General features: G+C 39.4%; 9 protein-coding genes. 7 read left to right on the top strand and 2 right to left on the bottom strand.

All coding sequences use genetic code 11. The features are described 5' to 3' along the window. Nucleotides 1–20: 20 nt before the first annotated feature. From C7457_RS03130 to C7457_RS03110, 5 genes are read left to right on the top strand one after another with little or no spacing between them, the layout of a single operon-like run. Nucleotides 21–2,165, top strand: a complete 2,145-nt coding sequence (locus tag C7457_RS03130; RefSeq protein WP_121169981.1) for a TolC family protein — start codon at nucleotides 21–23, stop codon at nucleotides 2,163–2,165. Then, entirely contained in the window at nucleotides 2,162–3,343 is a 1,182-nt protein-coding gene (locus C7457_RS03125) for an HlyD family secretion protein (RefSeq protein ID WP_121169980.1), read from the top strand. The genes C7457_RS03130 and C7457_RS03125 overlap by 4 nt, the downstream gene beginning before the upstream one ends. Continuing rightward, entirely contained in the window at nucleotides 3,276–3,989 is a 714-nt protein-coding gene (locus tag C7457_RS03120; RefSeq protein WP_170137337.1) for an OmpA family protein, read from the top strand. The genes C7457_RS03125 and C7457_RS03120 overlap by 68 nt, the downstream gene beginning before the upstream one ends. Beyond that, on the top strand, nucleotides 3,943–5,358 hold the full coding sequence (locus C7457_RS03115) for a TackOD1 domain-containing metal-binding protein (RefSeq protein ID WP_121169978.1): 1,416 nt from the start codon (nucleotides 3,943–3,945) through the stop codon (nucleotides 5,356–5,358). The genes C7457_RS03120 and C7457_RS03115 overlap by 47 nt, the downstream gene beginning before the upstream one ends. Continuing rightward, a complete protein-coding gene (locus tag C7457_RS03110; RefSeq protein ID WP_121169977.1) occupies nucleotides 5,355–6,680 on the top strand; it encodes a glycosyltransferase family 2 protein in 1,326 nt (441 codons plus the stop codon). The genes C7457_RS03115 and C7457_RS03110 overlap by 4 nt, the downstream gene beginning before the upstream one ends. Here C7457_RS03110 and C7457_RS03105 read toward each other — a convergent pair. Further along, on the bottom strand, nucleotides 6,670–7,614 hold the full coding sequence (locus tag C7457_RS03105; RefSeq protein ID WP_121169976.1) for an NAD-dependent epimerase/dehydratase family protein: 945 nt from the start codon (nucleotides 7,612–7,614) through the stop codon (nucleotides 6,670–6,672). The genes C7457_RS03110 and C7457_RS03105 overlap by 11 nt on opposite strands. 44 nt (nucleotides 7,615–7,658) lie before the next feature. Between C7457_RS03105 and murC the strand changes: the two genes are divergently transcribed. Together murC and polA are read left to right on the top strand one after the other, a co-directional pair. After that, nucleotides 7,659–9,002 (top strand): UDP-N-acetylmuramate--L-alanine ligase, encoded by a 1,344-nt coding sequence (murC, locus tag C7457_RS03100; RefSeq protein WP_245939566.1) that lies wholly within the window; start codon nucleotides 7,659–7,661, stop codon nucleotides 9,000–9,002. Continuing rightward, nucleotides 8,995–11,508, top strand: coding sequence for a DNA polymerase I (gene polA / locus C7457_RS03095; protein ID WP_245939565.1), 2,514 nt, complete (start codon nucleotides 8,995–8,997; stop codon nucleotides 11,506–11,508). Before murC ends, polA begins: the two co-directional genes overlap by 8 nt. Here polA and C7457_RS03090 read toward each other — a convergent pair whose 3' ends face one another. Continuing rightward, a complete protein-coding gene (locus C7457_RS03090; RefSeq protein WP_121169974.1) occupies nucleotides 11,509–11,811 on the bottom strand; it encodes a NifB/NifX family molybdenum-iron cluster-binding protein in 303 nt (100 codons plus the stop codon). Between the last annotated feature and the right edge of the window lie 14 nt (nucleotides 11,812–11,825).

The following is an 11,825-nucleotide window of genomic DNA, read 5'->3' as shown; positions in this document are numbered from 1 at the left end:
TAAGTATTGAGAATTTAGAAATGAAGAGCATAATTTTAAACCTGTTTCTCATAACGGCAATCCTAACGCTAACAGCAAGCGGGAAAACAATAAGCTTAAGTTATCTTGAGGAACTTCTAATTAGGTCTAATCCTGTACTCCTTGAGAAGGAGAAAGAGATTGAGATATTGAAAGGAAGCCTTGAGTATATAAGAGAGGAAAGGAAGAGTTCCCAACTGTCAGTAACAGCCACCTATTTCCCATCGGAAGAATATGCAAAAGAAGTTTCAGGATACAGGTATGGTTTGTCAACATCTATAAAAGTTCCCGTAATAAAGAAAACCTTTATCAAAAAAGCTGCTCTTAAAGCCCTAATCCTTGAAAAAGAGGCTGAGTTTTTTTTCCTAAAGAGGAAACTGCTAACTAAACTAAGGAAAGCTTATACAGATTACTATTACTACGGCAAAATGGAAAACTTGGCAGAGGAAAGTATTAATCAGTTACTCATTATTAAAGACGTACTGAGGAAAAGATTTGAAGAAAAACTCGCCCTCTGGTCAGAGCTCCTATCAGTTGAATCAAACCTAATAGGAATAGAAACTACAAAAAGAATATTTAAAGAGAAAAAGGAGAAAGCCTTCGCAACAATAAGAGAACTAATAGGAAAGCCAAACTTTCCTCACTTTAAACCTTTTCTTGAAATAAGAAACCCTGAAGAAGCTTACATCCCCGACCCTACAGAAATTTATAGGGATGCCCTTCAACTTAAGGAAATAAAACTTTTACAGGAAGCCTTTAAAGTTCTAAGGGAGAGTTCCCAAAAAGGAGAAAGCCTCCTTACCGGCTGGTTTACGTTCACCGGAGGGATAACCGATAAAGAAATTGGAGATTTTCAAAAAGGAATCGGCGTCTCCTTTACCCTCTCAATGCCTCTTAACAGTAAAAACCTAACGGAGAAACTCCACAGAGAGAAAATCCTCAGGGCTCAGAGAGAACTCCTTAGAGCGAAAATAGCAAATTACGCCCTAATCACAGCATCTCAAATTCCTTACAGAAACGCCCTTATCTATCAGGAAAGAGTTAAAAGCTTAAAGGCGTCCCTAAAGGAAAAAGAAGAAGCACTTAAAACCCTTCAGCTGAGAAGAGAGGCAGGACTTACCGGGGGGACTGACAGCTATCTTAAAGAAGCCCTACTAACCTCTGAACTCTTTTCAATTAAAGTTTCCCTCCTTGATAGTGAAAGAAAAGTTGTTCAAGCTCTTTTTGCACTAAAAGGGTTAACTGAGAAAGAGTTTCTAAGAGGAAAGGAGCACGTCTCTGTCTCTAGAAAACTTCACGCTTACTGGTGGAAAACAGATAACGTACTTGGGAACTTTAAAAGAGAAATTGAATTCATAAAAGAAGTAAAAAAACTAAACATTGGAACGATATACATGTCTTTAAATGAAAAGCAGTTAAATAAATTCCTAGGAAACTTAGAGGGTTGGAGAGAACTTAAGATGTTTATAGAGAGTGCCCACAATGAAGGTATAGAACTTCAGCTACTCTTAGGAGAAAACAGCTGGATATTTACCCAAAATAGACAAAAGCTCTTAAAAATTGTTAATCTATTTAACAGGTTCAACGATTACGCAGGAATTAACGGTTTTTCCGCTCTTCACCTTGATATTGAACCTCATGCCCTTCCTCAGTGGAAAACCTCAAAAGAAAAGCTAGTAAACCTCTACTTGGAAACCCTTAACCAAGTAAAAGACTTAAGCGAAAAACCAGTATTTGTTGACGTATCACCTCAGTACGATAGAATCAAGTACGATGAAACAAGCCTTACGGAAACCGTTCTAGAAATTGCAGACGGTATAAACGTAATGTGTTACTCAACCAACATCAATTACTTAAAGAGAAAAGCTTCCGAGTACGCGCAGCTTTCATTAAAAGAGCTTAAACCTGTTTTAATATCCCTATCAGTTGAAAAAGAACTTCCCCCCAGTCAGTCCTTCTTTAAAAGGCCAAGGGTAGAATTTATAAAAGCTGTTAATATGATAAAAATGGAAGGAATAAAAAGTGTGGCTGTTCAAAACCTAACGGACTTTAGAATTTACTTGGAAGAAGAGAAGGAAAGTAGAAGGAAGTTTAAGTTGGTCTTCTTAGACGCTAAAACCCTTCCAGAGGAAATTGTAGTCAGATGAAAAGGTTCTCAATTTCTAAAAGCTTAAGAGAACGTTTTAGAGCCCCTACTCCTCTTGAAGTTGAACATCCACCTCCCTTACCTCCTTCAAGGGCCAAGAAGTGGTTTTTAAGAGTTGCCAGTTTTTTCATATTTATAGGGATCCTAATAGTTCTTTTTAAAGAGTTTTTCACGTACAGATTTACAGGAATAATAGAATCCGATAAATCGGTAATTTACTCTACCATCTCTGGTAAATTTGAGTCTTACGTTAAAGTGGGAAATAAAGTAGAGAAAGGAAAGGTAATTGGAATAATAAAAAATTCTTCAAGGGAAAAGGAAATAGAAGCTTTAATTCAGAAGATAAAAAAGCTTAAAAAAATAAAACAGGAAATTATTAAAGAAGGGGCTAGGAAGGCAAAGCAAGACAAAATTCTTACAACTTTAAGAGTTAATTCTCCTCAAAGTGTAAAAAAAGAAATATCAATACTTAAAAAAAGGTTGATTCAAATTGAAAAGGAAGAAAGAGAACTAGAAAGTAGACTTAATAAAGTCAAAAAACTTCTGAGCAAAGGCTACGCAACACTTTACGACATAAACTTACTCAGGAATAATTTAAAAAATTTAATCAGAGAAAAAGAAAGAATTCAGATAGAACTAACAACTAAAGAAGAAGAATTAAAAAAAGCTATATACTTATCAAAGACTGGGACACCACCTAACCCATTTCTACCATTAATCACTTCAATTGACACCCAAATTGAACAGACAAAAGCACAATTAGAAAGGTTAAAGTCGGAAAGCGTTCAGCTAATAAAAGCTCCCTTTCCTGCAAAAGTGTCCTTTGTATTCCCTTCCTGCTCAACGATAAATACCGGCGAGAAAGTTGTTGAATTAATTAAAGAAAACAGTTATAAAGTTATAGTTTACATTCCATCTAAAGTTCTAACAGAGATTAAGCTAGGAGATGAAGCTCTGGTAAAACTACCTTCAGGAAAGATTTTGAAAGGAAATATAGTCAAAATCAAACCAAATCTAAAATTAAAGCCTCCGTTTTTAGTAGGACCTCTAGAAAAGAGAGATCTTCACGGAGAAATAGAAATCAGGTTAAAAGAGGAAGGAAATGAGCTCTATGAGAATCTTCCCGTTACTGTTTATATTCCTAAGCTTAAACTCAAGCTCTTTAGGAGCTCAAGTTGAGTACAAAGTTCTTAAAGTAAAGGGAGATTTAGGAAGAAGGGCTGAGGTTATCTTTAAGTGCTCCTTTAAAGATTCAGGAAAGTACTCTTTAACCGTTGAAAGGTTAGGTCTAAAAATTAACGTTGAGATAACTTTCCCAGGGAAAGAATTTGTCTTAAAACAACCTACCCGTAAAGGAGAAGAGCTATCAAGTACAGCTGAGCTATTTGAGATTAAAGAAAATAATACTATCAAACAGATTGCTCAATTACCTTTTAGGAACGGAGAACTCCAAATAAAAAACTTAAATCCTCAAAAGGAATATCTTTTGAAGTATTCAGTAAAATTAAAGGAAAATAAAGATTCTCTTTTAGCACCTAAAATAGATGAAAAAAACACAATTTCTTTTAAAATTCCTATTTTTTTCCAAAAAGGTTCTTACCAACTAGATAGCAAGGCTAAACTCATCTTAGATGAAATTAAACCACTAATAAAAGTCTGTAACCTAAAAGTAATCGGATATGCTGATTCAACAAAAATTGTAAAAGCAAAGGTAAAGTCTAATATTATCCTTGCCAAAGAAAGAGCTCTATCAGTACTAAATTACTTAGGAGTAGAAAATGGAAATAACGAAGATAATAATACTTCAAGGAGCAAAGAAAAGTGAAGGATTAATCTTCCCTAAACCTGAAGAAGCTTTAATAGAAGTTAATAAAATGGGACTTTTCAGATCACCTCACCTCTTCTTCGTTGAAGCCAAGAACAGGAAGTTCGTTGATAGAGCCATAGAGGTCCTGCGTAGAGAACCTGAAAGTTCCTTATCTCCCCTCTTTTCGAACCTTGAACCATCTCCAGAATTTAAAAAACTCGTTGATGGAGTTGAAGCTTCCCTATCAAACGAATCTATTGAAAAAGCTAGAGAGATATGGGAAACAATAGAGAAACTCGTACCTAATCCTTATGCAACGACTCTACCTGAAAACTGGAGAATGAACTTACTAAGGTTCTTAGTTACAAGGAAGATAGAGGAAATTTCACCAGTACTAAACAGAAATTCTGTTATCGGCTTTTTCTGGCCTGAAGCAAAAACAATCTTAAGAAAGGAGGAAAAAGGTAGGGAACTTGAAGATTTAGAGCTGATGAAGAGGCAAAAAATCTTCTCAACAGAAATAGAAAATAAAACATCCCTATGCCCTTTTTGCGGTTACTATAACCTAATTCTAAGGGAGATTTGCCCTAACTGCGGCTCAGTAAAAATTAGACTTGAAGAGTTCATACACCACTACTCCTGTGGATACATAGGTCCAGCAAGTGAGTTTCAGGTCGGAGACAAATTAATCTGTCCAAAGTGCCACGAAGAGCTTAAACACATAGGAGTAGATTACGATAAACCTCTTGAAAAGTATATCTGTGACGAGTGTAAAAGCGTATTCATTGAACCTGACATAAGTGTACTATGCGCTAACTGTTCAAAAACCTTTCCACCAGAAAACATAAAGGAGGAAACTGTTAATACCTACATTTTAACTCCTTTTGGAAAGTTAGTTGCAGCAGAAGGAAAGTTCCCGCTTAATATATTTGAAGAGCTCTCCGTTCAGCTAGGCGTAATAGGCTTTAACCTCTTCATATACATACTTGATAAGTTCCTTAAACTGGCCAAGAGATATCCCGAAAGGACCTTTTGTGTTTTAGGGTTAAAGCTTACAGTAAAGGAGGAAGCCATAACTGAAGCACCAACAAAAGTTAAACTCTTTCTTAAAGACCTCGTATCTATTATAAAAGAAAACTTAAGGAGCTCCGACATAATAAGCTCTTCAGAGAGGAGGTACATTCTGATACTCCTTCCTGAAACTCCACCAGAAGGAGCTAAAGTAGTAGTGAAGAGAATTGCAGAACAGGTAGAGAGATTACTTAAAGTGAACAATCTAACTGATCAAATTGAGTTTAAAGAGAGTTATATATGTACAGATAAGGGAATAACTGATCTATCAGCAGAAGAGGTAGTTAAAGAACTCTTTAAAGAGATGGAAAAATGATAGAATTCCTAGGAAACTACATCTACGCAGTATTCACATATCTATCAAACATCATCCTTAACACAAACTTATATGAAAAGATAATTTTAATCCTCCCTTACTTACTCTTTGATTTCCCTTTAGCAGCAGGAATGGTAATAGTACTAACCCTAAAAGTCACCTTTGGCCTCTTTGAAAGGAAAAGAAGAGATTGGACACCTCCTGTAAGCGTTCTTATTACAGCTTACAACGAAGGAAAATCTGTAAAGAACTCTATTGAATCAATGCTTGAACAGAACTACCGAGGTTATATTCAGGTAATAGTTATCGTTGACGGTGCAAAACAGAACAGGGAAACTTACGAGGTAGCGAGGAAATATGAAGGAATCCATGGAAATAAGGAAATTTTGGTAATTCCAAAGTGGGAAAGGGGAGGAAGAGCTTCATCCCTTAACCTTGGATTAAACTTCGCAAAAGGTGAAATCACACTGGCCCTTGATGGAGATACCTCTTACGATAGGGACATGATAAAAAACGCTGTGTCCCACTTTAGCAATGAAAGGCTAGTTGCACTTTCGGGAAACTTAAGAATAAGGAACTGGAATAAAACCATAGTAACGAAATTTCAGGCAATAGAGTACGCGATATCAATCTACATGGCAAAACAGTTTTTAGACGCCTTGGGTCTCATAAACAACATATCAGGAGCTTTCGGGATATTCAAAACTGACTTCTTAAACGGTCTTGGAGGTTGGGATGCTGGTACGGCAGAAGACCTAGACCTAACGCTTAGGTTTAAAAAGTACAGAAACCTTTATCCGGACATAAAGTTGGGGTTTGCCTACGATGCAATAGGCTTAACAGACGGCCCTGAAACCTGGACAGGAATTTTAAAACAGAGGAAAAGGTGGGACGGTGACCTCGTTTACCTGTACTTTAAAAAACACACGTGGGCACTTAATCCAAAAATCGTCGGCTGGAGAGAGGCCTTATACACTTACTACTTAGTCTTAATTCAAAATTTTGCCCTCCCAGTTTTTATACTCCTTTACTACATCAAGTTGTTCCTTCAGTTTTCACTCCTTGAAGTTCTGGCCATAATAACCTTTATCTACCTTATCTACGCACTCCACACGTTCTTTTTAATACTCTTCTTTGTTGTCCTAATATCGGAAAGGAAAAACTGGGACGTTAAGCTTATACCTTACACTTTTTTATTCCCAATATACGCACTAGTACTAAGGCTTAACGCACTGTATGCCTACATTGATGAAGCTTTCTTTGACGCCCACAGAAGAACCGGATACGTTCCTCCATGGATAGCAAGGAAGACTAAGTTCTAGTTACCCATTTCCAAAGCCTTTCCAATCCTTCTTTAAGGGAATAGGAAGGACTATACCCTATCTGTGAAATCTTAGAAATATCAGCAACTGAACGTTTTATATCTCCAGGACGGGAAGGCAGAAAACGAACAGGGGGAATCTCACCAGCAATTTCTCTTAAAACTTCTAGGAGGTGAAGAAGAGAAGTTTCCACACCTGTCCCAACGTTATAAACTTCGCCGGCAGTTTGCTTCTCCTCTGCCAATAAGAGAGCTCTAACGACATCCTTAACGTAAACGAAATCCCTCGTCTGCTTTCCATCACCGTAGATGTCAATAATCACACTTTCTCCTCTTTGAAACCTCCTAATTCTCTCAATAAAGATTGAAATAACTCCAGAGTAAGGAGAAGTTGGATCCTGCCTTTCACCGTAAACGTTAAAGAACCTTAAAGCTGTAGCATCAAGGCCGTAAAGGTTAAAAGAGTTTACCGTATACCTTTCGGAGGCGTATTTATCAACGGCATAAGGAGTTTGAGGCTTAACGGCCATATTTTCCCTCTTTGGGAGCTCCGGTAAATCGCCGTAAACAGCAGCAGATGAGGCAAAGATGAACTTCTCAACGCCTACCCTTTTTGACTCTTCAAGGAGGTAGAGTGTTCCATCAAAGTTGACCTGATGGCAGTAAAGGGGCTCCTCAATAGAGTGGTAAACGGAAGCAACTGCGGCAAGGTGGAAGACAGTTGAGAACCTGTACTCGGAGAAAAGTCTTTTTAGGATTTCCTTATCAGCTATAGAGCCTTCAACAAAGATGAGATTTGGACTCTCTGGCAAGTTTTTCCTTTTTCCCGTTGATAAATCGTCAAGAACCACTACTATTCTTCCCTGAGATAGGAGCTCTTCGACTAGGTGGGAACCTATAAAGCCTGCTCCTCCTGTAACTAATGTAAAATCCATACCACCCCCTGAAACTTAATAGGAAATTTTACTTGGAGGAGACGTTGAAAGTACACATAGTTGGTATTGGCGGAATTGGAATGTCAGGAATTGCCCTAATCCTAAAGGATAGAGGATTTGATGTTCAAGGTTCTGATATAAAAGAAAGAATAATGGTAAAAAAACTTAGGGATAAAGGAATAAGAGTTTTTATAGGCCACAGAGCCGAAAATGTTGAAGGAGCAGACGTCTTAATCCACTCATCGGCAGTTAGGGAGAATAACCCTGAGATAAAAGAGGCTAAAAGAAGAGGTATACCGGTAATCCCACGCTCAGACGTCCTTGCTGACATAATGAAGTTAACGGAAAGCATAGCAGTTGCAGGAACTCACGGGAAAACGACGACAAGCTCTATGATCTCAAGGATACTTTACGGAGCAGGTTTAAAGCCGACAATCTTAGTTGGAGGAAGCCTTTCTTTCTTAGGCGGATACAACGCCGTTCAGGGAGAGGGGAAGTGGCTGGTTGCAGAGGCTGACGAGAGCGACGGAACATTTTTAAAGCTCAACCCAACACTATCGGTAATAACGAACATTGATGCCGACCACCTAGACTACTACGGAAGTCTAGAAAACATAAAGGAAGCCTTTTTAGAGTTTGCAAACAGGACCTCTTTCTACGGAAAACTCTTTGCATGTATAGACTGCGAAAATACACGGGACATTTACCAGAAAGTCTACAAGAGGAAAAACAGCTTCGGCCTTTCAAAAGATGCAGACTTTCAGGCTAAGGATATCACTCCTTTAGGTCTTGGAACTGTATTTGAAGTCCTTTACAGGGAGAAGAAACTAGGCAGGGTAAAGTTAAACGTTCCGGGCAGGCACAACGTCGTCAACGCCCTTGGAGCAGTAGCCGTTTCCCTTGAAGTAGGAATTCCTTTTAACGAGATAGCCCAGGGTCTTGAAGAGTTTAGGAACGCAAGGAGGAGAATGGAACTTAAAGGAAGTTACAACGGAATTACCTTCTTTGACGACTACGGACACCATCCTACCGAGATTGAGGCATCCTACAGGGCAATTAAAGAAGCCTTTCCAGATAGGAGAATAGTTATCCTCTTTCAGCCCCACAGATACACAAGAACTGCCGCTCTGTGGAAGGAGTTCGTAAGGGTTCTCAAAGGAATAGATAACCTCTATATTTGCGATATATACCCTGCAGGAGAGAGGCCAATTGAGGGAATAACGGCAGAGACACTGGCCAAGGAGGTTGGAGCTCTCTACTGCGGAAGCTTAAAAGAAGCGGTAGAGGTATTAAGGAGGGAGCTCTTACCAGGAGACGTTCTCCTTACTTTGGGAGCAGGAGACGTAACAAACTTCTTTAAACTCTATACGGGAGAAGGAATTGAATAAAAGGGTATTCCTCTTTGACGGAACAGGAATGGCCTATAGGGCCTTTTACGCAATAAGGAACCTTTCAACCAGTAAAGGTTTCCCAACGAACGCAATCTTTGGATTTATAAGGATTTTCCTAAAGCTACTTAAGGACTTTAAACCTGAGTACGCAGCCGTCGCCTTTGACGTTGGCAAGAAGACCTTTAGAAATGAAATCTTAAAGAGTTACAAGGCAAACAGGAAACCGACTCCCGATGCATTTAAAGTGCAACTTCCCTACATAAAGAAGTTCCTGAAGTGTCTAGGGATAAAGGTTTTGGAGGTTGAAGGTTACGAAGCAGACGACGTAATTGCTACTCTAGCTGATAAGCTCTCAAAGGAAGGCTTTGAGGTCTTCATAGTCACGTCCGACAAGGATATGAGACAGCTAATTGGAGAGAACGTAAAGGTCATCTCAATCTCACACAGGGGAAGTCAGAAACTCTACGACCTTGAAAAGTTCAAAAAGGAGTATGGAATTGAACCTTGGCAAATTCCTGAGGTCTTCGGCCTATCAGGAGATCAGATTGACAACATACCGGGAGTTCCAGGAATTGGGGAAAAAACTGCCGTAAAACTAATTCGGGAATTTGGAAACCTTGAAGAACTCTACAAAAACCTTGAAAAGCTCACTCCAAAGAGAAGGGAAACTTTAAAAAAGTTCAAAGAACAGGCATTCCTCAGCAGAGAGCTTGCAAAAGTTAAGAAAGACGTTCCAGTAGAGATTTCTCCAGAGGAGTTAAAGGTTAAACCACCAGACGGTAAGTGCCTATCGGAACTCTTAACTGAACTTGAAATGAGAAGTACTGCAAAGGAGCTAAAGAAAATTTTCCCAAATTTAGAACTAAAGGGAAGCGAAATTGAGAAGGGGAAAGAGAAAGACCTAACTGAGATCTTAAAGTTACTCGCACCTAAAGACCTCTTCTCTCAGCCGGCCGGAGGACTAATAGTAAGAGGAGATGAGGCTATACTCTCTGCCGGGAAATACTTTACGGTAATTCCGCTGAAAGAAGTCCTACCCAAACTAAAAGAACGAGGAAGAGTAAAACTCTACACCTTCAACTTAAAGGATATCTACCACAATTGCGGTCAGGAGATGAGGGAGCTCCCCCTCTTTGACATATCACTGGGATACTATTTACTGAACCCTCTTTTAAAGGACTACTCTCCGGAGAACTTACTGAAGGAACACCTAAAAAGTGCCGAACTTCCACCTTTAAAGGAGATTTCCCACCACGTAATCTCCCTTGGCCAGATTACAGAGGAAAAGCTTAAGAAAGAGGGACTCTACAAACTCTACAGGGAGATTGAAGAACCCCTGTCCTACGTCCTATACAGAATGGAGAAGAGGGGTGTCCTCTTTGATAGGGAGTACCTTGAAACTTTTGGAAAGGAACTTAGGGAGGAAGCAGAAAGAATAGAGGAGAAGATATACCAAATAGCCAGAGAAGCCTTTAACCTTAACTCACCAAAGCAGCTTGCTAAAATCCTGTTTGAAAAGTTGGGGCTCAAACCTCTAAAGAGGACAAAATCAGGCTACTCAACGGACGTTGAAACATTAACAACTTTAGCTTTAGAAGGTCACAGAATAGCCCAGCTCCTCCTTATCTACAGAAAGTTAACTAAAATTGAAGGAACTTTTGTAAAGGGAATACTAAAGTACGTTGACAGTCAAGGGAGAGTTCATACAAAGTTCCTTCAAACGGCAACTGCAACTGGAAGGCTCTCCTCAGCAGAACCTAACCTACAAAACCTTCCAGTTTCAGACGAGATATCAAAGAAGGTAAGGCATGCAGTAATTTCCCCAGAAGGTTATAAGCTGGTCTGGGCAGACTACTCCCAGGTTGAACTAAGGATACTGGCCCACCTTTCAGGGGATGAAAGGTTAATAGAAGCTTTCAGAAAGGGAGAAGACATACACTCTGAAACTGCAAAACACCTCTTTGAGGTTAAAGAGGTTGACGAAAGGATGAGGAGAGTTGCAAAAACGGTTAACTTCGGAATCATATACGGAATGAGCCCTCACGGACTTTCAGAGAGGCTTGGAATTCCACTTAAAGAGGCTGAAGAGTTTATAGAGAAGTACTTTAAAAACTTTCCAAAGGTTAAGGAGTTTATAGACTCTACCCTTGATGAAGCTTACAGGAAAGGCTTTGTAACAACGCTCTTTGGAAGAAAAAGACCTCTTCCAGAACTGAAAGATAGGAACTACCACGTAAGGAGTTTCGGGAAAAGGGCTGCAGTTAACGCAGTAATACAGGGAACTGCAGCAGACGTAATGAAACTAGCAATGATTAAACTTGATAGGGAACTTCAAAGCACAGACTCCTTTATGGTCCTCCAGGTTCACGATGAAATAGTTGTTGAAACCCCCCAGGAAAAGGAAGAGGAAACTAAAAGGCTAGTAAGGGAGGTAATGGAAGGGGTAGTGAAGCTCTCTGTTCCCCTAAGTGTAAGCGTTGTATCAGGGAACAGGTGGGAGTAGTTAAAAAAGAGCGTAAACTGCCTCTTTTAGAGTTCTGAAACTCCTATCAACTACCTCTATTCCCAGCTGATTCAGGGCCGACTTTACCAGCGGCTTTGCAGAAGGGAATACTACCTTCTTTACACCAAGGGAGAGAAGGAACTGAGCGATCTCTGAGCGGGAAGAAGCAGGGTTTTCAAAGAAATCTACTTTTACTCCCTCTTCACTTAAGGTTAAGATTGCCAAGTAGGGAGCTCCTTCAAAAGTGCTTAAGACCTCAACATCTGGTCCTTCAGCACTTTTAACTGGAAGGGCAAACTTCATCAAAACCTCCTATA

The organism is Thermovibrio guaymasensis (assembly GCF_003633715.1).
GTDB classification, from domain to species: domain Bacteria; phylum Aquificota; class Aquificia; order Desulfurobacteriales; family Desulfurobacteriaceae; genus Thermovibrio; species Thermovibrio guaymasensis.
Note: the sequence above shows the minus strand (reverse complement) of the source record. Positions and strands in the feature narration are given on the sequence as shown.